The organism is Maritimimonas sp. 2205BS37-2 (assembly GCF_056591755.1).
The window spans coordinates 410,900-436,298 of record NZ_JBWQOI010000002.1; the positions used below are offsets into that span (position 1 = coordinate 410,900).

A 25,399-nucleotide genomic window follows, 5' to 3' on the forward strand; every position below is an offset into this window, starting at 1 on the left:
TTATTTACCCTTAAAAAAGAGGAAAAACCCCTTTTTTATTATATTCATTTTAGTTACTTTTATCTGGTGAGAGAAAATTCTAATCTTTAATCTTATCACAATAAGGCTATATGCCGTAGATGAAAATCTTTAGTCCTGCTTCGGTAGGACTTTTTTTATAATCTAGTATCATCAGCAAAACTAAAGAATCCATCTTTTGATATAATCAAATTATCTAATAAAGAAATATCCATTATCTTCGCTATGTTTTTAATCTTATCATAGATTATAATATCTTGTTTACTAGGTGTTAGATTACCACTTGGGTGGTTATGAGCTGTTATAATAGCTGTAGAGCCACTTTTAAGTACCATAGCAAATAATAACCTAACATCTATAGAAACTCTTGTAATTCCACCTTTACCAAGTGTATAAATACCCAATACTTCATTGGCTCTGTTTAATAATAACACTTTAAATTCTTCTCTAATCTCAATAGTGTTCATATTCCATTTACTAATAAATGCCTCATATGCATCTTGACTATTGGAGATTTTAACTCTTTCTTTTTGCTGTCCGTTTAAGCTGTATTTTACTTCTATTTCTGCTATATTGTTTTTCATATGTTTTTATATTAAAAAAGGGTAACATTTCTGCTACCCTTTTGTTTCTAATTACTTTAAATTAATACTAATACCGATCCTTAGGTTCTATATAATCGATTCCTATTAAATCAAAAAGATCTTTTTCTTCTTTAATTTCTAAAGGATTTCCAGAGGAATCATGTAAAACTCCTTTTTTACTCTTATAACCTCTTTTTACCCATCCTGTGGCTAATTTTTTATAACTAAAATCAGCACTCCCTGTTCTAATAGCTAAAATGTGTCCCCAATTCTCGGGTGTGGCAAAAAACAAATCTAATTTTATACCCTCAGGCAACATCCTTTGGGTATACTTACAAGGTAGCTCACCTTTAATTTTCTTCCATTTTTTAACCACTGTGGCTACACCACTTTCAAATAAACCTACATTATAATATTTAGGAATTGCTACTATTTCAATATCTCCTACATAAGGACTTTTTCTCCTTATACTACCTGCAATTTCTATTCTATCACAATGTGGCTCTAATTCCTCTTTCACTCTATTTGCTATCTTTAGCGCCTTTTCTAATTCCATCTTCTCTCTCCATTTTATATTCTACTTCATTATAAGTCCAAAAATATCCTCCTGCATGATTTCTTTCTCCTCTACAAACTTTAGCAATCGAGGTTTTATTTACCTCTGTTTGCCTTGAAGCTTCAGAAATTGAAACATACTTAGCTAAAAAATTACCATCTAAGTCTAACTGAATGACATATTTTTTTCTGTCATCTTTATTAGGAGTATATGGCTCTCTATATTCATAACTCCAATAATAACCTCTTAGGGTTTGATTCACACTTAAACAAGTCTTAGAGATTGCTTTAGAGCTTACATTAATGCTATCTGCTGCCTCTTTTAGACAATCGTAATATGTTATCAAATCACCATATAAATTATATTGATAGATGGTTTTTTGAAAACCACCTCCTTGATCCGAATTATAGCCATCTTCTTTAGAATTATATTCTATTATGTACTGTTTTTCTTTAGAAGCTAACTCATCAGTTGTAAAGGCGGTATCAATAACCTCCCATTCAAAAGCAGCAGCACCATAAGTGCTTATTACTTCTTGAAATTTATGACCAACATCATTTTTAGCCTTATTTATATGATCACTCTTTCTATCCTCTAATGTTCCGGTTGTACAACCTATATAATATTTTCCTGTCAACTTATTTTGACAGCTATAGACAAGTCCATATTTATTATTATTATTTTTCATCTGAATCTTCCTTTTTAATTCTAAAAGAATAATTACCACCACTATTATTAATTTCTAACTTACTCCCTAATTCAATAGCGTAATTACTTAGCCATTTTTTCATCATGTGTGGGCTAATCCCTTTATCAGGATAAAAAGTGGTAAAAACTTCTTCAAATTCTCTTTTATCAATCCATTTATTGAATTCTAAAAAATATGAAACATACTCATGAAATTCGCTACAACTTTTACTAATAACTCTAGCTCGATTAAGATTTAATGGTTTTGCTTCAATTAATCCATTTTCAAGATAGCACTGTAAGCATTCCATCATGAAAAGATAAAACTTGTTCCACTCAATTTCGCTCCAAGAATCATCAAAAAATCTGTTTCCAAATTCTGTTTCAGGGTCAAATTTATCGTTATAATAATTGTGTAATTCAAACTCAAATCTTCTACGTCTATCTGACGACCCACCAGTACCCTTAACAACATAATTAGATGTAATTAATACTTTAGGAGATTTTTTAAATTCTATAAAAAAAGCTTGCTGTCTTTTTTTCTCTACCTCTATACCAGTGGTAACCATTGAATAAAAATTCTCTAGACTTATTTCTCTATTAAGATCATCATAAACAAGAACATCAGTTGTGATATTTATTCTTTGATTTTTAAACCAACTTCCTGTTTTAATTTCCTTACCATCAAATGATTCCACTTCTCTACATTTGGCTAATGCTTGACTTAATAAAGTTTTTCCCGTTCCGCCATGAGCTTGATTATTCAGCCCCATTTTTTCATCATACAAAATAATTGCAACCGTTTCTCCTCTGTCCTTATTCCTATGTAGAAGATATCCTAATATTGACTTTAGAGATTTCAACCGCTCTTCAGAGTTTCCACAGATATTTGAACAAAATGCTTCAAACTGTCCAGCTTCTTCATCTGGTATACTAAAATTCCTGTTAATTACTCTATTTTTCCAAATCACTTTTGTGAGATTCTGATACTCATTAAATTTAATACCATTGGCGTCTATCGCACAGTAACAGTTTTCAAAGTAAAAAATGGAGCTATCCTTAGCATCTCTATCATCTAATAATTTAACCGACTTCAATAAGTCTAATTTCCTTCCCGAAATATAAGAACCAATTCCCTTGGCGAATAGCTCATATACCTCATACAATTTTAAGCCAAGGAGATAATCCTTAATCACCCCTATAGCTTCTGTTTCTGATGTCATAGAAATCATATTATTTGACTCCCTGACCAATAAATAATTCGTGTCATCCAATCTAACACGCATAAACCCTTTCCTTTCTAGAAAGGCAATAAGTCTTGAATGTAAAATTTTCAGTTTTTCATCTTCTTTTTTCCAAAAAACTGACTTTTCACTAATTCTTTTTTTTATCATAAAAAAATTTTAAACTATCGACCACTTAATATCAGCGGGTCGATTTAACTGCTGTAAATCAGATATTTAATCCGATATACACAGCAAAAATCTAGATAAGTGAAAAGTTTTATAGGGGAAAAGATTTTATCCCCTGTTCAGAGGAGTTTTAAGGAAAGAGTTTATAAAATTTCTCATTAGTGAAAACAGCCTTTAATCTTTCCATAGCTTTATTAACTGGACGATTTTCATTCTTGATATCGTTAATAATCTTTTTGGAATCTAAAATTTCTTTATACTCTTTACCTCTTTCATCATAATAAAGAAAGCTCTTGTCTATTAGAAAGCCTAGTTCACTGTCATAGGGGTAATCAATTATTTTTTGTTCTCTCATCAATAACAATAGTAAAAGTAAATCTGTTTTTTTTAGTTTAACTTTTATTTTATCTTCGAGTTTATAATTGGGTAGTAAGTGAACTCTAGATAAGTATTCAGTAATTACTTCTACTTGGGTTTTAAGCTTTTGTTTTATTCTTAACTCTAAATGATCTGCATTTCTAATCACAGTCTCAAGTTCTGAAAATCTGTTTAAAAATTGACCTGCATACAGTTTAATTCTATTCTCTTCGAGAATTGCTTTGCTATCTAACTCTCTTTTAAAGTTATTTATATATCTCTTTGATAAAGAATCGATCTTAGAAAATAAATAGTCATTATAAAATGACAGCTCCAGATAATCTTCTTCATAGGTCACTTCATTTACTTTTTTATAAATAATAGTAAAATCATGTTTTACGATTTCACTATAAGCATTATAACGAGGATCCTGCCTTTCATCATACCCAGCAAATCTATTTTGTAATTCTAAATATTTTTTTTCTGTTTTGAAATTCAAAAATGTAATACCGGTATGCATTTATCAAAGATTTAGTTGACGGATTAACGTCAGGTTGTCAAGTTTTGTACTAATATGTTATAACACTATATATCAAATATACTAAAGAACTACATTTCAATGTCAAAATAGTAATAGTGATAAGCTTGTCTACCTATTATAAAAACTGTTTTCAAATCTTTAGTGATTTTTACCTCTTCTACTTCCACTATCTGCCCTAGTTTTAAATCTGCAACTTCATTAATTACTTTTACTATAAAAGGGCATCTTAATTTCTTCAATCTATTATCCCAAGTAACAACATAAAGTTCATTAGGATGGCTATATTTTAATAATTCAGCTAATTGTTTTTTATTCATTTTGATTGTTTTGATTTTATTCTAGGTTAATACAAAATAGCTATAGAATAAGTATGTCTATTCAGTAAAAAATCGTGATTTTAGATTGATTTTAGGGGTATTTGTATCAGTTCACTTATTCATCTTAGTATTAGGAAAGGTGATTCATTGGGTTTAAAAGATTAAATGAATTAAATTTAGATGCCATGATATATTCCCTAAATAAAATTAACGAACTAGCAAGTGGAGAAAGTGACTTTATTCTAATTTTGGTTCAAACCTTTATTGAAGAAGTTCCAAATGATCTTAACTATCTAGAAGAAGCAATAAAGATAGGAGATTATGCTTCCATCTATAAATTGGCTCATAAATTAAAACCAAATCTAGATATTTTTGAAATTGAAGATTCTAGAAATAGAATTATTAGTATTGAGAAATTAGCTAATAAAGGTTCTGGTATAGCTGATATTGAAAATAACTTTTTAATGGTACAAAAAGAGGTCTTAAATGTAATCTCTGAACTAATTAACCATTTCAATATTAAATAATACTATTGAAAACTTATTAATTCTAAGTAGCGAGAGCTGTGTCAATTACTCTCTTAAAATTTTCAATTTTAAATGGTTTAGCAATTACCCCATCTGCTATTGCAAATTCTCCTCTTTCCCCATCTAAAGAGATTGCAGTGCATACTACCACTTTAATATGAGGATGGTTAGCTTTCAAATACTTCGTTAATTCGGCCCCATTTAAATAAGGCATCATCCAATCTGTAATAACTAATCCATAGTCATCAATATCATCTTCTTTTAGGAAAGTCTCTGCACTAGAAAATACTCTAACTTCATGATCATAAAGATTTAAATAAACTTTCTTCGCTATAATAAGATTTATAGTATTATCATCAATACAGGCAACTTTAAATTTCATGATACTTCATACAATATTTTCATGCGTTTATCTCTAAAATCATGCTGAAAATCTGTTAATACATCTCTTTCACTTTTTAAATGGAGACGCTCTTTTTCAGATAGATTCACGTACTTACGTCCTTCTAACAATTGATTTAACTCATTTTCAATTTTAAGAGCATAATTCTTTACTGAATGTGCCTTTTCCCTAGCTTCATCATTGAGGTGATGCGAATTTTTTTCATAGCTTAAAAACAAACTCTCTCTTAATTCAGAAATTCTGGAGGTTACTGTATTTGAATCTAATGAATCTTCTATGGAATCCATTGTTAAAAGCAAATAGTCTTTTAAACTTTGAATCTCCTTTATATAATTTCCTAGTGCTCGGAAATTGTTCTTTAATTGCTTGTCATAAATTTCAAACTTACTACGCTTCTTATCAACTTCAAGTTTGAATGACTCAATTTCCTCATTCACCTTTAAAATCCTCTTGTTTGAATAATAATTACTAATTAATCCAATAACAGCAACGACAATTGATGTTATTGAGGCTATTAAGGCGACAATTATTTTAGTTTCCATCTTAGTAAATTATATTTTGTTTATGTATGTTTTAACTTTCTTGATAATATTGATAAACCTTATAAATATTTAAGGTTTGAATCAATCGAAGTAAAAACTATCTCAATTTACTCAAAGATAAAATTATTAAATCAAAACCATTACGGTAATACATTAGATATACTATAAGGCAATAAGTATAAATTCTTTTGTTATAGCTTTTAAGAATAATTATTATAGGGTCTTAAAAAAAGCCTCTAGTAATCAAACTAAAGGCTCAAATGAAACTGCTAAATCAAATTAGTAAGTATTTAAATAATAGCAGCAGCCTCATCTACTAAATGTTCTGAGACTATTTCATCTGTGTTATCTTGATATTCCCATGTGTGACTGATCGTTATATACTCATCTGTACCAGGTATATTATACTGGTAAGGATCACAGTCAATTTTTTTTATACTTCCAGGAAAGGAAGTTCCAATTAAATTTTTACATGTTGCCTCATCAAAAGATGCTGGAACAGTACAAGTTTTAGCTGTAAAATATAATCTACCGCTACTAACACTTCTAATCGCATGCACACCACCCTGAAGTACAAGAACATTGAATTTACCGCCAGCTTTATTCTGACGTGTTTCATAATTTACAATACTTACCATCTAATAAAATTTTAAATTAATATTAAGGGGCGGATATAACCCCCAAAGGTCAACTAGAGGGCGGGTGATTCTGGGTTAGATTGCATTTACGTTAGGAAAGAGGTTCTGAAAAATTTTCTGAAAAATTTTTTTTTGAATTTAACCTTTTAAATGATCAACTATTTGACCTTTAATATAGATACCTACTTCTTGAACAGAGCTTATTATTTCTTCTTTTGATAAATTGACAGATTCTAGCAACATAAATTTATCTATTTCATCTTCACATACTTTGTCTATAGTTAGGAACACTACGGCCAACAAAGTAGTTTGGTCACCTTTATATAGCGGGTTTTCACCTACTTCTGTTATTTCATTTTCAATTCTTACTCTAACTGATTCTTTAATTATATCTATCCAAGCACTACTCATTTTTGATTTATTTATAACTGTTTTTGTTGTTATATTGATAATACTCAATATCGCTAATACCAAATCTTATATGATTAAAATTGCATACAACGGGATAACCGTCAGCGTCATATTGATAGCTTGCACTATATATTAATTCCTTATTTCTATAAGCCTTTAAGACATTGTTTTTTGAATAGACGCCATAATGTTGTTGTATATCCAATGCTGTACTAAACGTCTCTATAATATTGAATCCACTAGCCTTTGATATTATATAAATTGGATTAACGCTATTGTCGTATTCAAAAGTGAATTCTGTTGTGCCAGAATTAGAGAAAAGTAAGATTTTGGAAATGTTATCTCCTTCATAGGAAATTTCCATTTTTTCTTGAAGCGTTCCAACATAATATCTGAAACTAGTAATTACCATATTATCTTGGTATTGCCATTCAAAATCCAACGGCTGTTCTGAATTATCATCCCTTCTAATTAATTGACCACCTGTATTGTATATGTAATCAAAACTATTGGATGATGTTGTAATATCGTCAGATAAAGTAGCTGTTCCATTTTTATCATCTGCATAGTGTTTAACTAATAAATCATTATTGTAAATAAACTGGTATAAACTATTTGACCCAGCAGTTGAAAAAAATTTAGATAACTTACCATTAGAATAGATAAGTGTATCGGCATCTAAACCATATTTCTCATGAATATTTTTTGAAGTTCTTCTAACAAGCAGCTTCTCTCTGCTACTCATACTTTGGGTATCATCTTCAAGCTGCATGTCATCACTTTCATTACAGGTCAAACAAGACAAAACAACAATGAGTATTAAATAATAAGTCTTTTTCATAGTATTAAATTTTTCTAAAACATTAATATTCAAATATAAATAAATTCTTATTAATGCGTCCTTTAGTCCGCATTAAATTTAAATACAACATTTTCCTTTGTTGTATGACTGATATCAATAAAAAGATATGTAACTATATAGCTTCTGAATGGGTAAAAAAAAGTAAATCCAATAGGAGTTTCGCTATAGATCATAATATTGATGAGAAAACCGTAAGAAAGATCTTAAGTAAAAACGGTTATAGAATTCCTGTAAAAACTCTTCAGAAAATTTGTGAAGCAAAAGAAATTAAACTCTCTGATTTTTTTGTATTAATTGATTCTTAGCTTCTATTTAAGGATACATACAATATCTAAAGCTCTTAAAATCCCTATTTCTGAATTGTTTGAATTTGAATGAGTTTTCCTTTTAAAAGGGGAAGGTTAATCAAAATAAAACAACAAGTGCATAAAAAAAATACTCCTTTTTTGTATAATTAATTCTTATTTCTATCTGTTTTCTATTATATTTTCAATTATTGGCTCAGGGTCAACAGGTGTATAATCAAACTGAACTTCTCTCAAAAGTACCTTATTATTTTTGATTTCGTTTTTATCAATTAATAGCACATAAACATTAGATCTAAACAACAAATTGATAACTTCTTTCTCTCCAATACGCTCAAAAAATTCACGTGTCATAATAAGATTTTTATTTTTTTTAATAAAACTCTTGTTTATTTTAAACAGCATTGCTGGATTTAATTCATTTTCGGCATCATCATAATTTTGATATTTAGAATAATGAAAAGAAAAATCAAACTTCCTTTTTTCTTCCCTCACCTTATCATAATAAAAAAATATATACTTATATCTATCAACTATTTCAGTATTTCTTTTCCTTGATAAATTTATCCTATCTTCATTTTTATTATTGCCGTCAAAAAGTATGAAAACTACATTTTGTTCTTTTATCTCGTTCAAATCCTGAGCACCAATTACTACCAAACTTGAAGTGTAAAACAATAGCGCTAATATTTTTTTCATAAAATTTTAATTTTAACAATTCTTACTAAATCTTCTAGCTTCAGACCTATAAGCATTGTATAAATCATTCTTCAAAGAATTATTTTCAATTTGATTTTGAAATGCTTGAGATTCATGTAAACCTTGCATAGAAAAATATAAATAAAAATCATGCCAATTCATGTTCTGAGTTCTTATAATATTTTAAAACATTAGACCATGAAATATCTAATTTTTCATGTTTAATTAACTCTATGACATTTGTTCGATTACTTATTTCCGAAATATTTCTAACTTTTGTATTTTGCTTTTCAATAATTTTTTCTATTAATTCTTTGCCGCATTTTGTACAACGTCACTGACTTTTTATTAATTTTTTTTGATAAATAAGTAATTGAAGTGATAATGCCACAACTACTTGCCAAAGTGTATATGGATTCAAAAAAGTGTTGAATTCAGGAAAGTCTCTACCAAACTCTGCATATTCATAATTAGAAAAAAATATTATTACTAATAAACTTATAGAAGTAATAAGTACAATGTTACTAAATTTCGTTTTTATCTTATAATTAAAAATAAACCTATATAATATGAAAATCAACATAGGAGCTATCATAAATGGTATTAATACAAAAGAGACAATACTTGATTTATCTTCTCCTAGTAAGGGCTGTAATATTTCTGCTAACATCCCAGTTACCACAAAAGAAACAATAAAAATAACATAAGAAATAACTAGGCTTAGTATTACTCCAAGGTATGGTGCAAATCTATGATTATTCCAATTTAAAATACCAATTATTAATCCAAACGATAAGGGGTAGTAATCCAAACCCATTTTAGTGATTATTATCACTACAGCACATAAAATAGGTGGTGAAATAATTTTTAAACTAATATTAATATCCTTCATTACTTTTAATTACAATTAATTTGATCTATTGTTTGATTGCTTTCTAATGCTTGTTTTAATTTAGTCTTGTCTAAACGTACTGCCGTTTTGGGCACTGTTATAGCTTGGCCTCCGTTAACATTTATCCATTGTTTAATTTGTTCTTGTAAATTAGACCATGTAGCTTCGCCCATATTATAATAAATAACCTACTTTAATAAACAAAAACAGCAGCCTTATTGACTACTGCTTTTGATTTTTTGAAAAAAATCGAATTATTATAATATTATATTTAACTGATTATTCTTGTACTTTTCCAAAAGAGCTATATCTTTCTGCCCATAAAAAATATTCACCAAAAAAAGTTCCTGAAAGGAATTCATCATATAGGTCTTGAATGTTTTTCCCTTCATAAGTTAACCCAATACCATCACGATCAATCAATCTTTCTTCAACTTCCCTTAAAAAGGAAAACGCCGCTTCGTCAAGGGTTTTTAATATTAATTTGTCCAACTCCTTCCTCTGAAAATCATCTAAACTATTTAGAAATTTAAACGCATTGTCAATATTCTCCTGAATTCGTTTATCAATATTAGGATTTTTAGATAAGTCTTCGTATTGACCTAACGTCATTGATTGTGAATAATCAGAAAACTTCTTGTAACTTTTGTAACTCGAATCTCTTAACTTTTCAATTATAACTTTTCCAAAATCCTCATATTTATTACTTACACTCATAAACATTTATTTAATTGACTCCATTCCAAGGGATATGAGTAATCACTTTAACCCCTTGATCTTTTAAGTTTTCTAAAGCTTTTATTACCCAGCCAGTTGCAATATTTTCAGGAATTCCAACATTGGTCATTGCTTGTATTTCAATCTGCGCCATCTTATCCAAAGTTAATACATCTCCACTATTTGCAAAAGCGGAATACAAACTATTTTGTTGCCCAGTAATTTTATGATGTACTGAAATAGAAGGTAAATTAGGATTAGCTGCATCCCAAACATCTTGCAATTTGTTTGATGACACGCTAAAAGCTTGCTGTAAATCATAAAATTTATCGCTTTTAAATGCACTCTTAGCCAAAGGGTGATGACCTCTCACCAAGTTATAAGCCCCTGTACCATCAAGTAAATATTGAGCGTTATTTTTAAGTGAATTTATAACATTATCAAATTTAATATTCGTTAGAGTTATATTTCTTATGTGATTTGTCAAAGAAGTTACCGTTATTTTCCCCCCTATTCTTGACGCTAAGAAAGCTCCTCCATTTTGACTAGGCGTTAGAAATGATAATATGTCTAAAGTGTTTAAAGCTGCTTCAAACATACTTGTTAATATACCTGGTCTATATTCCACAATTAGAATCCCATCCCTTTTACGCATTCTATATATTTCAGCTAGATGCTTATTATCTATATCTGAAGAGACATTTATTCCAATTTTTTGCATAAGACTTCTTATTCTTTTGCCTATCCATGCGTCACTCATTGTAAGTTCTGTATGCATTACTAAAGAATTGAAAGTAGCATCGATTGCTGCTTGAATAGGTTTAATCCCGTATTCTTTAATTATCAAGTCATCTCCATAAACATCTGGATTTGGACAACAATCCCCAGGACAACATCCATTTAGTTCGGAAGGGTGTTTTCCTGTAGTATTAACTGTGAAAGAATTGTCCAATACTCTGTCGACCTCAACGGCTAATCTTGCCCAGTCTTTTGCCTGTTGAGTATTGTTGTTTTCATTTAGAAAATCTCTTATTTCTGAAAAAAAGTCGCCATTATCTATCAAAAAATCTGTTTGAGGCTGGTTAAGATTAAGCCCTAAAGCTGCTACTCTATCAGCATTAAACTGATCTAGTTCGGTCGTATCCTCTTGATCATTACCTTCTGTAGGGGAAGTAATTACCTCCTCTTCTTCATTCTCACTATCATTTGACGAATCTCCATTAGAGCCACTTCCGCTTCCACTTCCTCCGCCACCTCCAGGTAAGCCAGATTCATCACCACTATTACCTCCTGAACTTCCCGAACCCCCATCTGAACCTCCGTCCGTATCATAAGGTGACCCACTTTCATTATCTGAACCATCTCCTCCATTAGAATCATCACATGGAACTTCTACATAATAAGTAATAGGCCACCCTGTATTTTCATCTATGCCATTTTCAATAACACAGCACGCACCTGGTGGACATTCATTTATTGGCCCAGATTTTTGACTAAAAATTATATCTGAATCAAAATCAACTTCCCTAAAAGATACTTTACCATTTAAATCAACAGTTTCAGAATTTGTAATCGCTTCTCTTTCTTCATCTGTTAAAGCATAGTTTACTATATAACTTTTATAACTTCCGTCATTTTTTCGACTTAATACTAAATTTTCTAGACCATCTCTTTCTATTGTTCTATAAATTTTGAAAGTATATGAATTATAATCTTCCTTCTCTACATAAACAGCCTCGTCTATATCAATTATAAAATCATTTTCTGCGTTATATATAAAATCTGATTTTTCTTTGATTCCGCTTTTATTATTAACAGAATTAAGCTTTCCTAATTCTTCTATAATTTCACTATTGCTCCTTATTTCTTCAAATGTTATTTTACGTAATGTGACTTCCGTTTTTTGTTGTATAATTTCAGTGCTCTCGTTCTGACAGTTAGAAAAAATTATCAAAAGAGACAAAAAGGCCATTGACCTTGAAAAGAGTTTTTTCATAGTTTAAAAAAGGTATTTGAATTAAAAAATAGTGTTTGAGATGAGAAACAGAGACGTATCTTAATTAAAACTGAACTCCTAACCTCAGTAATTAAGTGACGAATGTAGAAAATTAATTTTGAAAAATCTTAGGGGAAAAATCCCCTTTTTTAACAGGGTGTTTTTCCTATTTGTTATTAGTTTCATATCTATGAATTCTCATATAATCTCTTAACAGCTAAACTAACTGTTTCCTCAACTATCTCTCCATAAACAGATTGTGTAATTCCAATTCTAGAATGACCCAATAATTTAGATGTTACCTCCATTGAAACACCATTTAATAGTAATATAGTGGTAGCAAATGTTTTCCTCCCCATGTGATGTGTTAAATTCTTATCTATATTGGTCAGATGAGCAATCTCTTTTAAATACCCATTAAATCGTTGATTACTTACAATTGGTAATTTATAATTATACTTCTCTAATATCTCTTTAGCTTTTGCTAATAATGGAATAGATAATTCTGAATTAGTTTTTTGTCTTTTCATTCTAATCCAATCTAATCCTTCTTTTCCTTTTAATATATGATTTGACCTCAGTCTTTCCATTTCTTTATAGGCTAATCCTGTGTAACAACAGAAAACAAAACAATCTCTTATTTGATTTAATCTTTCTATTTTAAAGTCAAACTCCTCCAACCTTTTAAGCTCTTCTTTTGTTAGAAATATAATCTCTTTCTTTACTGTTTTATATTTATAAGAAGCAAATGGATCTTTTACCAAATAATCATCTTTTACAGCATCTTTAACAACCTTTCTAAGCCTCTGTATAGTCTTATTTACTGTGGCTTGTTGTAGTTTTCTCTCTGTCTTTAAATAATAGCTTAAATCATCTAAAAATCTTAGTTTCAGATTACTTAATTTAACATCATTCCTGTCATATTTATGTTTTAAAAATCGTTTTATATGCACTTCAGTTTCTAAATACTTTTTATAGGTTACTTCTACTATATCAATACCAATTAAACTTTTCATTTTCTCATTATGCAATTTATAATATCCTAATAAGGTCATTTGATTTTTTGGCAGCTCACCTTTATACTTTTTATAGATATCTAATACATCAAATTCTATTTCCTGAACTTGTAGAAATAAAAAAGCCTGATTTAACTTTTGTCTTATCAGGCTTAATTGGGTATTGGTATAGTCGGCATAGTCTGGGTAGTCAGCTAATTTTTGATGCTTACTATTCCAATGATCTGGATTTATAAATAATCCTGTAGAAAACATCTTTCGGTCTTTATTAAATGTTAATCTACATCTAACAGGGCATAAACCTTTACCATTGGTTTTAGATTTTTCTATTAGAAATAATATATATAAGATATTGTTATTCATTTATTTAGATTTTAATTGAAATAGGAAATTTTGGGGTACTCAATTGAATAGTAGGGTACTTAAAGTGTACCTTTTAGAAGAAAAAAACTTGACAAGTTGACGATAAATAGTAGAGAATGAAATGTCTAAAAACAAAAAAAGCATCTCAATTTGAGACACTTTCCATTGACTAACTTTAACAGTTAGAGTAGTTTATGAAAAACTACTAAAAACAACACAACTTTCTTTTTTGCGGTCTGGACGGGACTCGAACCCGCGACCCCCTGCGTGACAGGCAGGTATTCTAACCAGCTGAACTACCAGACCGTTGCTCAATTAGCGGTTGCAAATATACTTTGGTTTTCTAAATATGCAAAGCATTTTTTTAACTTTTTACAAAAATCTTTTTCTACTCACTAAATAGGTCAACAAAATTTGATCAAAGCCCTTATTAATATCAACTGGCACATAATCTATCTTATATTGCATACACCTCATTTTTAATCTATTAAAATAATCATCAACGGCCTTTTTATAATTCTCTTTTACAGAATCAGCATATAGATTAATATGTTCACCTGTCTCAACATCTATAAATTTCTTAGGACGATTATCGAAGTCAAAATTGAGCTCATATTTAGCATCATATGTATGAAATAAGATTACTTCATGCTTATTATGTTTCAAATGCCGTAATGCTTCAAAAAGTTCTTCCTCCTTTTTATCTGCTTGAAACATATCAGTAAATAAAAATATTATAGAACGCCTATGTACCTTATCAGCGATTTCATGTAACGCTTCATAAGTAGCAGTTGATCTTTTGGTAACATCTTGTAACACTAGCTCTAGTTTTGACAATAGCATTCTTCGATGTCGTTCACTTCCTTTTGCCGGTGCAAAATATTCGTTAGTATCGGCATAGATACTTAATCCAAAAGCATCACGTTGTCTTTTCAAAATCTCAAGTAATGCTGCCGCTGCTATTGCCGAAAAGCTAATTTTATTCAGCTTATCAATTGTATACGTATCTAATTTTGGATAGTACATAGAGGCCGAATTGTCAATGATTAAATGACACCGTAAATTGGTTTCTTCTTCATATCTTTTTATAAAGAGCTTATCGGTTTTTGCATATAATTTCCAATCTATATGTCGCGTACTTTCTCCTTTATTATATAGACGATGTTCTGCAAACTCAACCGAAAAACCATGAAACGGACTTTTATGCATTCCTGTAATAAATCCCTCAACCACCTGGGTAGCCAACAGTTCTAGATTGCCAATTTCTTTTATATTTTTTAGCTCTGAGATTTTCATAAATTTCTTAATCTTGACAAAATAAAAAAAGGCTTGGCAATAGCCAAACCTTTTAACGTATTATTCAGAAATGCTAGTTTTTATACAAGCGCTTCTAGTTTTTCTGTATAAGTAGCTTTTGGCGCTACGCCTACTTGCTTATCAACTACTTCTCCGTTCTTAAAGATCAATACCGTAGGTATATTTCTTACACCATATTTAGCAGCAAACTCTTGGTTAGCATCAACATCTAATTTTCCAACAACTGCTTTACCATCAAAATCAGTGCTTAACTCTTCTACCGTTGGAGCTAACATTCTACATGGTCCACACCAAGCAGCCCAAAAATCTACTAATACCGGTTTATCTGATTTCAATACTACATCTTCGAATGTAGCATCTGTAATTTCTAATGCCATTTTATTATCTTTTAAATTTTAATTCTAGTTATAACTCATGCAAAATTAAGCAATTATTTTGCCAATTTTTAATGCACAAATTATTTTTGCTTATAATAGTATATAAAAAGCTTATTTCCTTACAACTTTAGAAAATAGCCTCTGCTACCGCCTTAATATTATCAGATTTACCCATCGAATAATAATGTAAAAAAGGCACCTTAGCTTTTATTAGCTCTTTGCTTTGAGCAATACACCATTCAATCCCAACTTGTCTCACCTCAGCATTATCTTTACATTTTACTACATTCATTATTAAATCATCGGGTAAATCTACTTTAAATCGATGTGGTATTAAATTCAATTGTTTTTTTGTTGCTATAGGCTTTAAACCCGGAATGATTGGTACGGTAATTCCTTCACTTCTACATTTTTCAACAAATTCAAAGTACTTTTTATTGTCAAAAAACATTTGCGTCACTATATAATCAGCGCCACTTTTTATTTTCTTTTTTAGAAAATGAATATCACTTTCAAGGCTTGGAGCTTCCATATGCTTTTCAGGATAACCAGCTACCCCAATGCAAAAATCTGTTTTTGAGGTGTTTAGAAGCTCATCATCTAAATATTTACCTTCATTTAAATCTTGTATCTGTAACACCAATTCGTTTGCATAGCGATGCCCTTCTTTTTCTGGCTTAAAATACGTTTCGCTTTTAACAGCATCGCCTCTTAAAGCAACCACGTTTTCTATACCTAAAAAAGCAAGATCTATTAAAAAATTCTCGGTATCTTCTTTGGTGAATCCCCCGCATAAAATATGAGGAATCGCATCTACTTGATATTTGTTTTGAATAGCCGCACAGATACCAACAGTTCCGGGCCGTTTCTTAACTACTTGTTTTTTAAGAAACCCATTATCTAATTCTTTAAAGATATACTCCTCACGATGATAGGTAACATCTATAAATGGAGGTTTAAACTCCATAAGCGGGTCTATATTATTAAAAATGGAGTCTATATGTTGCCCCTTTAAAGGCGGCAATATTTCAAAGGAAAACAAGGTTTTTCCATTCGCTTTCTTTATGTGGTCTGTTACTTTCATAGTTGTTTTCCGCAAAAACGGAAATCTGTTTAATTAGGTTAATTTTTATTAACTGGCAAGGTTAGGATTTAACCATTTTCTTGCTGCTGCTTCTTTAATATTTCTACGTTTTGAATATGCTTTTAATTGATCTTCTTTGATCTTACCTAAACCAAAGTATTTAGCTTCGCTATTCGCAAAATAATAACCGCTTACACTTGCGGCTGGCCACATAGCCAAACTTTCAGTAAGCTCAACACCTATGGTTTCTTGTACATTTAAAAGTTCCCAAATAGTTTTTTTCTCTAGGTGATCAGGGCAAGCAGGATAACCCGGGGCAGGGCGAATCCCCTTATAGTTTTCTTTGATCAGCTCTTCATTTGTTAATTGTTCACCTTCAGCATACCCCCAATATTCTACTCGTACCTTTTCATGTAAATATTCTGCAAAAGCTTCGGCCAAACGATCGGCCAACGCTTTAACCATAATAGAATTATAATCATCATTTGCAGCTTCAAATTGCTGAGCCAGCTCTTGGGTACCAAAACCAGTAGTTACACAAAAACAGCCTATATAATCTTGAATTCTTGTTTCTCGTGGGGCTATAAAATCTGCTAATGCAAAGCTAGGTACACCTTCTCGTTTTTTTAACTGTTGCCGTAAGGTTAGAAATTTGTGCTTTTCACTTCGTTTGGAAATAGTTGAAAGATCAATTTCAATATCATCATCATTAATGGTGTTCGCTGGGAAAAGCCCGAAAACTGCTTTGGCCTGTAATAACTTTTCGTTTAATATTTTATTAAGTAATGTTTTTGCATCCTCAAAAAGTTCGGCTGCTTGCTTCCCAACAACCTCATCGGTTAATATATTTGGAAATTTACCATGCAAATCCCATGAACGGAAAAATGGACTCCAATCGATATAATCAATTAATTTTTCTAAATTAAAATCATTGATGGTTTGTATTCCTAGCTGATTAGGTTTTACAATCTTAGACGTATTCCAGTTAATTTTAAACTTGCGCCGTCTTGCTTCTTCTAAAGAAATGTATTCTTTTTGCTTGCTTCTATTTAAAAACTGCTCACGAAACTTTGTATATTCTTCTCTAATCTGGCCTTTATATATTTTGTTATTTTCTTGCAGTAAACTACCAACAACCGTTACTGCTCTTGAAGCATCATTAACATGCACTACCGTATTTTGATATTTTGGAGCAATTTTAACCGCTGTATGTGCCCTCGATGTTGTTGCTCCGCCTATCAATAGTGGAATATTCATTTGTTCATTATCCATCTCATTTGCCAAATAAACCATTTCATCTAACGATGGTGTTATTAATCCGCTTAAACCAATAATATCAACTTGCTCTTTTTTGGCAACTTCAATAATTTTTTCTGGTGGCACCATAACTCCAAGATCTACAATCTCATAATTATTACATCCAAGAACAACTGAAACAATGTTTTTACCTATATCATGAACATCTCCTTTTACCGTTGCCATTAAGACCTTTCCAGCACTTTGTGTAACTCCATCTTTTTCTGCTTCAATAAACGGCTGTAAATAAGCCACAGCTTTTTTCATAACTCGCGCTGATTTTACTACTTGAGGTAAAAACATTTTACCACTACCAAATAAGTCACCAACCACATTCATTCCATTCATGAGGTGTCCTTCAATTACCTCAATCGGCCTTGCTACTAACTGCCGGGCTTCTTCAACATCTTCTTCTATAAAAGCATCTATTCCTTTCACCAAACTATGGGTAATACGTTCTTGTAAAGGCTTATTTCTCCATTCTAAAGCCTTACCATCATCTTCTTTCTTTTTACCTTTTACTGTTTCTGCAAATTCTAATAAACGCTCTGTTGCATCATCACGCCTATCTAGCAGCACATCTTCAACATGGTCTAACAAATCTTTAGGAATGTCATCATATACCTCAAGCATTGCCGGATTTACTATCCCCATGTTCATTCCATTTTTAATCGCATGGTATAAAAAAGATGAATGCATTGCTTCTCTCACTGTGTTATTACCCCTAAAGGAAAAAGAAACATTACTTACTCCTCCAGAAACATTCGCATGTGGTAGGTTTTCACGAATCCATTTTGTTGCTTCAAAAAAATCGATAGCATTTCTTCTGTGCTCTTCCATTCCGGTTGCAACCGGAAATATATTAGGGTCAAAAATGATGTCTTGAGGTGAAAAATTTACCTTGGTTACTAAAATGTTATAAGAGCGTTCACATATTTCTATTCGTCTTTTATAAGTATCTGCCTGGCCTTCTTCATCAAATGCCATAACAATTGTTGCAGCGCCGTATCTTTTGATCAATTTAGCCTGACGGATAAATTCTTCTTCTCCTTCTTTTAAACTAATAGAGTTCACAACACATTTTCCTTGAGCGACCTGCAATCCGGCTTCAATAATTTCCCATTTTGAGCTATCTATCATAACCGGAACACGAGCAATATCTGGTTCAGAGGCAATTAAATTTAAAAAGGTGGTCATTGCATTTACACCATCTAGCATGCCCTCATCCATATTCACATCTATAATCTGGGCTCCTCCTTCAACCTGATGACGGGCTATCTCAAGTGCTTCGTCATATTTTTCTTCTTTTATTAATCGTAAGAATTTTCTTGATCCGGTAACATTGGTACGCTCACCTACGTTTATAAAATTACTTTGTGGTGTTATTACCAATGGCTCAAGGCCACTTAATTTTAAATATTTTCTTTCTTCAATCATCTTTTCAAACTAAAAAAGTTCAGAAAAATTAGTTTTTAGACTTGCAAAAATTTTTTCAGGGAGTGTATTCAAATCACTTGATCCTTCTAGGCAAATTGAAATATGTCCGTTTTTTACTTCTTTAATCAATTGATAAAAATTACCATATCTAATAATAATAAAGTTTAAACCTCCGCAATCAATATTTCCACGTTGTCTTGCCAATGTTAAAAGGGTTGGATTTACCAATAGCTCTTCATATTTATCAGTTTCTTCATTAGATGTATTCTCTACTTCATCTCTTTGTTTAAAAAATAGTTTTTGATCCGTATAGATAGCGGTATACCTAACTTCATTATAAGACTCAAAAAGAAAACTCACTATACTTTCTAGCTTCTCCATAATTAATAACTTATTGCATTTAAACTGTTAATGCCAACGTTCTTGGTTTGTATTTCGAAGCTACCTCAACAATAGCTTTTATATGTTCTGGTGTTGAACCACAGCATCCTCCAATGATATTTATGAGCCCATCTTTTAAATAAGCTTCTATATATTCTTGCATTTGTTGTGGTGTTTGATCGTATTCTCCAAATGCATTTGGCAATCCGGCATTTGGGTGCGCAGATGTATGATAGTCTGTGGCTCTTGCCAATCTTTTTAAATAAGGCTTTAGCTGTTCTGCCCCTAAGGCACAATTAAATCCTACTGATAACAATGGAATATGTGAAATAGAAATTAAAAAGGCTTCCACTGTCTGCCCGGAGAGTGTTCTTCCGGAGGCATCTGTGATGGTTCCAGATACCATAATGGGGATATCAATGTTCTGTTCTTCTTTTACTTCTTCTATTGCAAATAATGCAGCTTTTGCGTTTAGGGTATCGAAAATAGTTTCTACCAATAATATATCTACGCCCCCTTCTATCAAAGCTTCAGCTTGTTGTTTATAAGCTATTCGAAGTTCATTAAAGCTTACTGCTCTATAACCTGGATCATTAACATCTGGCGATAGGCTTGCAGTTCTATTTGTGGGTCCAATAGAACCAGCTACAAATCTTGGTTTATGTGGTTCTTCTCTGGTAAATTTATCGGCGACTTCTTTTGCAATTTTTGCTGATTCGAAATTCAATTCGTATACCAAATCTTCCATTTCATAGTCTGCCATTGCGATGGTAGTTCCAGAAAATGTATTTGTTTCAATAATATCAGCTCCGGCTTCAAAGTATTTTGCATGAACTTCTTTTATAGCCTGAGGTTGTGTTATAGACAGTAGGTCATTATTACCCTTTAAAGAAATATGATACTCTTTAAAGCGTTCTCCACGAAAGTCTTCTTCTGAGAAATTATAGCGTTGCAGCATTGTCCCCATAGCTCCGTCGAGTACGAGTATCCGATTATGTAAAATTTGATCTATTGTTAACATTCTTGATAATTTAATATCAATATGTCATCAGGAAAGGGTTTAAGAAATGAAAATCCATTCGTTATCTATCCGCACTACAGTTTGGTAGAATTTAGCACCTTCTTATCTAAAATAAATTAGAAAAGGGTTGCTAAGGCTTCTCAGGGTCTATTCCCTCCACCTTTCATGATAACAATCAATACGTTAATGAACGATACAAAGAAACATAATTATTTCTTTATATCACAACTTTAAAAAACAAATTTTATTCAAAAAGATTTGAAGATAAATAGCGGTCTCCGCGGTCGCAAATGATTGCTACAATATTACCATTATTTATTCTCTTTGCAACTTCTAAGGCACATGCCACTGCACCACCACTACTCATTCCGGCAAAAATACCCTCTTCTTTGGCCAATCGCTGTGTCATTAATTTAGCTTCAATCTGACTTACTTCAATAATCTTATCAACTTTTGATTTATTGAAAATTTTTGGAACATATTCTGGTGACCATTTACGAATACCCGGAATTCTCGATCCGTCTGTTGGTTGTGCGCCAATAATCGTTATGGCTTCATTTTTCTCTTTTAGGAATCTAGAGACACCGGTGATAGTTCCGGTTGTGCCCATGGCCGACACAAAATGGGTAATTCTACCTCGAGTGTCTTTCCATATTTCTGGCCCGGTTGTATTATAGTGCGCCTTCCAATTATCGTTATTTTCAAACTGATTTAGCAGATAATATCCTTTATTCTTATGAATATTTAATGCTACATCTCTAGCATACTCAATCCCTTCTTTGGCAGAAGTAAGTAATACTTCCGCGCCATATGCCTTCATTGTTTTAACACGCTCTTCCGTTGAATTTTCTGGCATCACCAATACAATATTTAACCCTAAGAGTTTTGCTGTTAGTGCTAATGCGATACCTGTATTACCGCTTGTAGCCTCTACTAAATAATCTCCTTTTTTAATATCACCGCGCCTTAGAGCTTGTTTGATCATATTAAAGGCCGGGCGATCTTTTACGCTTCCTCCCGGATTATTACCTTCAAGCTTTAAAAATAATCTAACACCTTCTTTAGAAAGAATATTCTTTGCCTCAATAAGCGGTGTATTGCCAATTTGATCGGTAATACTCTTACCTACTATTTCTGGTTCTAATGTTAAACTCTTTTTCATAAGATAATATTGAGTTTTTAGGTACTGATCTCGTTACACAAACATTCGCGCCAACGATACTATTTGCGCCAATGGTTACATCGCCGCCCAAAATAGTAGCATTTGCATAAATTGTTACATTCTCTTCAATCGTAGGATGCCTTTTTGACGACGCAAGGCTTTTCTTTACCTGTAGTCCACCAAGTGTAACGCCTTGATATATTTTAACATGATCATGAATAACAGCGGTTTCACCTATTACAATACCTGTAGCATGGTCAATAAAAAATGAATTTCCAATTCTTGCTCCAGGGTGAATATCTGTACCGGTTAGCCCATGTGCATATTCGCTCATCATTCTTGGAATAATTGGTACATTCAATTTATGTAATTCATGACTTAATCGATACACCGCTATGGCATGAAATCCAGGATATGCTAAATACACTTCTTCCAAACTTTTACATGCGGGATCAAATTTTTCAAATGCTAAAGCATCTAAATCTAGTTTTTCTCTAATCTCTCTAAATTTATCGCTATAAACATTCCATATCAAATGACTTTCTTCTACAGATAGTTTTTGAGAAATCTTTAAAAATAATTCTTCAACCGAATCTATATACGCATTATAATAGGCCTCATCAAATAGTGTATAGAACAATTGCTTTGTGAACGTTTCTATAGTATCTTTTAAGCAAACATGGTAGTTTTTAATCGCTTTTTTTTCAATGGTTTCCATAATTTTAAGATGCTGGGGCTAATTCTATTTTTAAACCTTCTAATCTTTCTGAAATTTGAATCTGACACCCTAATCTACTATTCTCTTCTACATAAAATGCTTCTGACAGCATTGCTTCTTCTTCATCTTGCTTTTCGGGTAACTCATGATCTGACAGTACATAACACTGACACGAAGCACACATAGCCATACCACCGCATGTACCTTCTACCGGAAGCTCATATGCTTTACACACCTCCATTAGGTTCATTGCCATATCTGTCGGTGCAGCAACCTCATGAATTACACCTTCTCTATCTTTTATGAAAATATTAACGTCAGCCATACCTTTTCATCTTTGAAAATGGATTTTATCCAATTGCCTGCACAACGGCTTTAGGTGCTTCTTTTCTTGACCCATCAAAACCGTTTATACCACTTACCGTTGTGTATTTTAACACATACTTTTTATCTGGGTGAATGATTTTAAAAGCAGATTGACTCATTAGTGTTGCCTCGTGAAAACCACATAATATCAATTTTAATTTTCCAGGATATGTATTCACATCACCAATGGCAAAGACTCCCGGAATATTAGTTTGATAATCAAATGTGTTTACTTTTATGGCATTCTTTTCAATTTCTAGTCCCCAATTGGCAATAGGTCCTAATTTTGGAGATAAACCAAAAAGCGGAATAAAATAATCTGTTTCAATAAATTGTTGTTCGCCATCTTTTTGAACAACGATAGCATTTAGGTTTTTTTCTCCCTTTAATTCCACAACTTCTGCAGGTGTAATAAGATTTATTTTACCTAGTAGCTTTAACTCTCTTACTTTTTCTACAGAGTCTAAGGCTCCTCTAAATTCATTTCTTCTATGAATCAAAGTAACTTCAGAGGCGATATCAGATAGGAAAATACTCCAGTCTAATGCCGAATCACCTCCACCAGCAATGATCACTTTTTTATTGCGATATTTTTCAGGATCTCTAATGATATAATCAACACCATTATCTTCATAAAAAGATAAATTTTCTAACTGAGGTTTACGTGGTTCAAAAGAACCCAGACCTCCAGCAATTGCTACCACCGGAGCATGATGCTTTGTACCCTTATTAGTGGTAACAATAAATGATCCATCATATAATTTTTCGATGGTATCTGCTCGTTCACCCAAAGTAAATCCTGGTTCGAACTGCTTTCCTTGTTCTAATAAGTTCTTTGTTAAATCACCAGCTAAAATTTCAGGAAAACCAGGAATATCATAAATTGGTTTTTTAGGATAGATTTCAGAGCATTGCCCTCCGGGTTGAGGCAAAGCATCTATTAAATGACATTTTAGTTTTAATAATCCCGCTTCAAAAACGGTAAATAAACCTGTTGGTCCGGCACCTATTATTAGTATATCTGTCTTTATCATTTACTTTTATTTTACTAAACTCTCTGTTAATTTATTTAAGGTATTCACTTTGGTTTCAAAATTTCCTTTGATGGATTTTTTAAACTTGTTTAGATTTTTGGCTAAGTCATCAATTTCGTCTGGTAAGACCACTTCAAAAAACTGACGTAATCGCTTGGCCATCGTTGGAGATTTTCCGTTTGTAGAAATTGCCACTTTTATATTTCCTTTCGTTACAATTCCGCCAAGGTAAAAATCACATAAATCTGGGGTGTCTGCAACATTAACCAATAGCTGTTTAGCTTTTGCATCTAAGTAAATCTGCTTGTTTACTTCTTCATTATTAGTAGCGGCAATTACGATATGCTGTTTATGTAATATATTACTAGTATAGGGCCTATGCATCGTTAAAATATCGTACTTTCTAGCCAGCTCCAATACTTCTTTAGAAAATTCTAAGGCAATTAATGCTACCCTTGCATTAGGGCTAGATTTTAATAGAAAGCTTAACTTCTCTAAAGCTACATTCCCACCACCAACGATAAGTACATTTAATTGCGATACTTTTAAAAAGATGGGATACAATTCGTTTTTATTTTCTACTAACATAATGCCTCTTTTAATTGAACTTCTTTTTGAACTTTTAATAATTGTGCTCTATGACGTACAACTTCGCCCAATACAATAATTGCCGGATTACTTAATTGCTTTTCGTTTACAATAGTTACTATGGTATCAACTGTGCCAATTGCAATTTTCTCTTGTGGTGTAGTACCATTTTGAATAATTGCCACGGGTAAATCATTTTTATTATTAAGCTGAAAGAGCGTAACAATTTCTGAGAGTTTACCCATTCCCATTAAAACAACTATTGTAGCTGTTGATTGCGCAGCTAAAGCAATATCATTTGATAATTTATGCTCTTTAGTGGTGCCAGTTATCACCCAAAAGCTTTCTGAACTTCCTCGTTTTGTTAATGGAATATTTTGATATGCCGGAACGGCTAGAGAAGACGAAATACCTGGTACCACCTCTACTTTTACTCCAAATTGAGAAGCATATTCCATCTCTTCGGCACCTCTCCCAAAAATAAAAGGATCACCTCCTTTTAAACGAACCACATGACCATCTGTTTTAGCTCTACTTACGATCAATTCATTGATTTGTTCTTGCTGATATGAATAACACCCCTTTCGTTTACCTACATAAATTAATTCTGCATCAGAACGTGTATAGTTGAGTAATTCATTATTAATTAAAGCATCGTACAAAACCACATCAGCAGACTTTAATGCATTTATAGCTTTTAGCGTGATCAATTCTGGGTCTCCAGGACCAGCTCCAACGACTGTTAATTTTGCTTCACTTCTCATTTCATTCTTAT

31 protein-coding genes, 1 tRNA gene and 1 riboswitch are annotated in these 25,399 nt (G+C 31.7%); of the genes, 2 read left to right on the top strand and 30 right to left on the bottom strand.

The window, feature by feature from the left end; genetic code table 11:
• Nucleotides 1-155 precede the first annotated feature (155 nt).
• From AC1EUU_RS09160 to AC1EUU_RS09185, 6 genes are all read right to left on the bottom strand, one after another.
• Complete coding sequence (locus AC1EUU_RS09160) at nucleotides 156-602, bottom strand: JAB domain-containing protein (protein ID WP_480201114.1); 447 nt, start codon at nucleotides 600-602, stop codon at nucleotides 156-158.
• Between the two features lie 67 nt (nucleotides 603-669).
• A complete protein-coding gene (locus AC1EUU_RS09165) occupies nucleotides 670-1,158 on the bottom strand; it encodes a nucleotidyltransferase family protein (protein WP_480201115.1) in 489 nt (162 codons plus the stop codon).
• Nucleotides 1,124-1,846 carry an NUMOD1 domain-containing DNA-binding protein gene (locus AC1EUU_RS09170; RefSeq protein ID WP_480201116.1) on the bottom strand — a complete coding sequence of 241 codons (723 nt, stop codon included), beginning with the start codon at nucleotides 1,844-1,846 and terminating at the stop codon, nucleotides 1,124-1,126. The genes AC1EUU_RS09165 and AC1EUU_RS09170 overlap by 35 nt, the downstream gene beginning before the upstream one ends.
• Nucleotides 1,836-3,239, bottom strand: coding sequence for a hypothetical protein (locus AC1EUU_RS09175; protein WP_480201117.1), 1,404 nt, complete (start codon nucleotides 3,237-3,239; stop codon nucleotides 1,836-1,838). Before AC1EUU_RS09175 ends, AC1EUU_RS09170 begins: the two co-directional genes overlap by 11 nt.
• A gap of 148 nt (nucleotides 3,240-3,387) precedes the next feature.
• Entirely contained in the window at nucleotides 3,388-4,134 is a 747-nt protein-coding gene (locus AC1EUU_RS09180; protein ID WP_480201118.1) for a hypothetical protein, read from the bottom strand.
• A gap of 89 nt (nucleotides 4,135-4,223) precedes the next feature.
• Nucleotides 4,224-4,472, bottom strand: a complete 249-nt coding sequence (locus tag AC1EUU_RS09185; protein WP_480201119.1) for a hypothetical protein — start codon at nucleotides 4,470-4,472, stop codon at nucleotides 4,224-4,226.
• A 185-nt stretch (nucleotides 4,473-4,657) separates the two neighbouring features.
• On the opposite strand from AC1EUU_RS09185, the gene AC1EUU_RS09190 reads away from it, so the two are divergent.
• A complete protein-coding gene (locus AC1EUU_RS09190; RefSeq protein ID WP_480201120.1) occupies nucleotides 4,658-4,999 on the top strand; it encodes an Hpt domain-containing protein in 342 nt (113 codons plus the stop codon).
• A 22-nt stretch (nucleotides 5,000-5,021) separates the two neighbouring features.
• On the opposite strand, the gene AC1EUU_RS09195 is transcribed toward AC1EUU_RS09190, so the two are convergent.
• The 5 genes from AC1EUU_RS09195 to AC1EUU_RS09215 form a co-directional block, all read right to left on the bottom strand.
• A complete protein-coding gene (locus tag AC1EUU_RS09195; protein ID WP_480201121.1) occupies nucleotides 5,022-5,381 on the bottom strand; it encodes a response regulator in 360 nt (119 codons plus the stop codon).
• Complete coding sequence (locus tag AC1EUU_RS09200; RefSeq protein WP_480201122.1) at nucleotides 5,378-5,944, bottom strand: hypothetical protein; 567 nt, start codon at nucleotides 5,942-5,944, stop codon at nucleotides 5,378-5,380. The genes AC1EUU_RS09195 and AC1EUU_RS09200 overlap by 4 nt, the downstream gene beginning before the upstream one ends.
• 290 nt (nucleotides 5,945-6,234) lie before the next feature.
• Nucleotides 6,235-6,582, bottom strand: a complete 348-nt coding sequence (locus tag AC1EUU_RS09205) for a hypothetical protein (protein ID WP_480201123.1) — start codon at nucleotides 6,580-6,582, stop codon at nucleotides 6,235-6,237.
• A 138-nt stretch (nucleotides 6,583-6,720) separates the two neighbouring features.
• Entirely contained in the window at nucleotides 6,721-6,993 is a 273-nt protein-coding gene (locus AC1EUU_RS09210; RefSeq protein ID WP_480201124.1) for a hypothetical protein, read from the bottom strand.
• Nucleotides 6,994-7,000: 7 nt separating this feature from the next.
• Nucleotides 7,001-7,738, bottom strand: coding sequence for a hypothetical protein (locus tag AC1EUU_RS09215; protein WP_480201125.1), 738 nt, complete (start codon nucleotides 7,736-7,738; stop codon nucleotides 7,001-7,003).
• 200 nt (nucleotides 7,739-7,938) lie between these two features.
• Here AC1EUU_RS09215 and AC1EUU_RS09220 point away from each other — a divergent pair, with 200 nt between their 5' ends.
• Complete coding sequence (locus tag AC1EUU_RS09220; RefSeq protein WP_480201126.1) at nucleotides 7,939-8,160, top strand: helix-turn-helix domain-containing protein; 222 nt, start codon at nucleotides 7,939-7,941, stop codon at nucleotides 8,158-8,160.
• Between the two features lie 162 nt (nucleotides 8,161-8,322).
• Here the strand turns inward: AC1EUU_RS09220 and AC1EUU_RS09225 are convergent, their stop codons facing one another.
• The 19 genes from AC1EUU_RS09225 to cobA all read right to left on the bottom strand — a co-directional run bounded on the left by AC1EUU_RS09225 (nucleotide 8,323) and on the right by cobA (nucleotide 25,388).
• Nucleotides 8,323-8,859 (bottom strand): hypothetical protein, encoded by a 537-nt coding sequence (locus AC1EUU_RS09225; protein WP_480201127.1) that lies wholly within the window; start codon nucleotides 8,857-8,859, stop codon nucleotides 8,323-8,325.
• 334 nt (nucleotides 8,860-9,193) lie between these two features.
• Complete coding sequence (locus AC1EUU_RS09230) at nucleotides 9,194-9,751, bottom strand: hypothetical protein (protein WP_480201128.1); 558 nt, start codon at nucleotides 9,749-9,751, stop codon at nucleotides 9,194-9,196.
• A gap of 5 nt (nucleotides 9,752-9,756) precedes the next feature.
• Nucleotides 9,757-9,924: a hypothetical protein gene (locus AC1EUU_RS09235; RefSeq protein WP_480201129.1), complete on the bottom strand. Its 168-nt coding sequence runs from the start codon at nucleotides 9,922-9,924 to the stop codon at nucleotides 9,757-9,759.
• Nucleotides 9,925-10,030: 106 nt separating this feature from the next.
• On the bottom strand, nucleotides 10,031-10,468 hold the full coding sequence (locus AC1EUU_RS09240) for a hypothetical protein (protein WP_480201130.1): 438 nt from the start codon (nucleotides 10,466-10,468) through the stop codon (nucleotides 10,031-10,033).
• Between the two features lie 10 nt (nucleotides 10,469-10,478).
• Complete coding sequence (locus tag AC1EUU_RS09245) at nucleotides 10,479-12,464, bottom strand: hypothetical protein (RefSeq protein WP_480201131.1); 1,986 nt, start codon at nucleotides 12,462-12,464, stop codon at nucleotides 10,479-10,481.
• A gap of 188 nt (nucleotides 12,465-12,652) precedes the next feature.
• Complete coding sequence (locus AC1EUU_RS09250) at nucleotides 12,653-13,843, bottom strand: site-specific integrase (protein ID WP_480201132.1); 1,191 nt, start codon at nucleotides 13,841-13,843, stop codon at nucleotides 12,653-12,655.
• Between the two features lie 232 nt (nucleotides 13,844-14,075).
• Nucleotides 14,076-14,149: transfer RNA gene (locus AC1EUU_RS09255), tRNA-Asp, on the bottom strand.
• 66 nt (nucleotides 14,150-14,215) lie between these two features.
• Nucleotides 14,216-15,139, bottom strand: a complete 924-nt coding sequence (locus tag AC1EUU_RS09260; protein ID WP_480201133.1) for a DUF58 domain-containing protein — start codon at nucleotides 15,137-15,139, stop codon at nucleotides 14,216-14,218.
• 80 nt (nucleotides 15,140-15,219) lie between these two features.
• A complete protein-coding gene (gene trxA / locus AC1EUU_RS09265; RefSeq protein ID WP_480201134.1) occupies nucleotides 15,220-15,537 on the bottom strand; it encodes a thioredoxin in 318 nt (105 codons plus the stop codon).
• Nucleotides 15,538-15,664: 127 nt separating this feature from the next.
• On the bottom strand, nucleotides 15,665-16,621 hold the full coding sequence (gene metF, locus AC1EUU_RS09270; RefSeq protein WP_480201135.1) for a methylenetetrahydrofolate reductase [NAD(P)H]: 957 nt from the start codon (nucleotides 16,619-16,621) through the stop codon (nucleotides 15,665-15,667).
• A gap of 48 nt (nucleotides 16,622-16,669) precedes the next feature.
• Nucleotides 16,670-19,354 carry a methionine synthase gene (gene metH, locus AC1EUU_RS09275; protein ID WP_480201136.1) on the bottom strand — a complete coding sequence of 895 codons (2,685 nt, stop codon included), beginning with the start codon at nucleotides 19,352-19,354 and terminating at the stop codon, nucleotides 16,670-16,672.
• A 9-nt stretch (nucleotides 19,355-19,363) separates the two neighbouring features.
• On the bottom strand, nucleotides 19,364-19,735 hold the full coding sequence (locus AC1EUU_RS09280) for a hypothetical protein (RefSeq protein WP_480201137.1): 372 nt from the start codon (nucleotides 19,733-19,735) through the stop codon (nucleotides 19,364-19,366).
• Between the two features lie 19 nt (nucleotides 19,736-19,754).
• Nucleotides 19,755-20,756 carry a homocysteine S-methyltransferase family protein gene (locus AC1EUU_RS09285; protein ID WP_480201138.1) on the bottom strand — a complete coding sequence of 334 codons (1,002 nt, stop codon included), beginning with the start codon at nucleotides 20,754-20,756 and terminating at the stop codon, nucleotides 19,755-19,757.
• 58 nt (nucleotides 20,757-20,814) lie between these two features.
• Nucleotides 20,815-20,931: riboswitch (SAM riboswitch) on the bottom strand.
• A gap of 69 nt (nucleotides 20,932-21,000) precedes the next feature.
• Nucleotides 21,001-21,918: a cysteine synthase CysM gene (gene cysM, locus AC1EUU_RS09290; RefSeq protein ID WP_480201139.1), complete on the bottom strand. Its 918-nt coding sequence runs from the start codon at nucleotides 21,916-21,918 to the stop codon at nucleotides 21,001-21,003.
• Nucleotides 21,878-22,636: a serine O-acetyltransferase EpsC gene (gene epsC / locus AC1EUU_RS09295; protein WP_480201140.1), complete on the bottom strand. Its 759-nt coding sequence runs from the start codon at nucleotides 22,634-22,636 to the stop codon at nucleotides 21,878-21,880. The genes cysM and epsC overlap by 41 nt, the downstream gene beginning before the upstream one ends.
• 4 nt (nucleotides 22,637-22,640) lie before the next feature.
• Nucleotides 22,641-22,961, bottom strand: coding sequence for a 2Fe-2S iron-sulfur cluster-binding protein (locus AC1EUU_RS09300; RefSeq protein WP_480201141.1), 321 nt, complete (start codon nucleotides 22,959-22,961; stop codon nucleotides 22,641-22,643).
• A gap of 25 nt (nucleotides 22,962-22,986) precedes the next feature.
• Nucleotides 22,987-24,036: an NAD(P)/FAD-dependent oxidoreductase gene (locus tag AC1EUU_RS09305; RefSeq protein WP_480201142.1), complete on the bottom strand. Its 1,050-nt coding sequence runs from the start codon at nucleotides 24,034-24,036 to the stop codon at nucleotides 22,987-22,989.
• 6 nt (nucleotides 24,037-24,042) lie between these two features.
• Nucleotides 24,043-24,624: a precorrin-2 dehydrogenase/sirohydrochlorin ferrochelatase family protein gene (locus tag AC1EUU_RS09310; RefSeq protein WP_480201143.1), complete on the bottom strand. Its 582-nt coding sequence runs from the start codon at nucleotides 24,622-24,624 to the stop codon at nucleotides 24,043-24,045.
• A complete protein-coding gene (gene cobA / locus AC1EUU_RS09315; protein ID WP_480201144.1) occupies nucleotides 24,618-25,388 on the bottom strand; it encodes a uroporphyrinogen-III C-methyltransferase in 771 nt (256 codons plus the stop codon). Before cobA ends, AC1EUU_RS09310 begins: the two co-directional genes overlap by 7 nt.
• Nucleotides 25,389-25,399 lie beyond the last annotated feature (11 nt).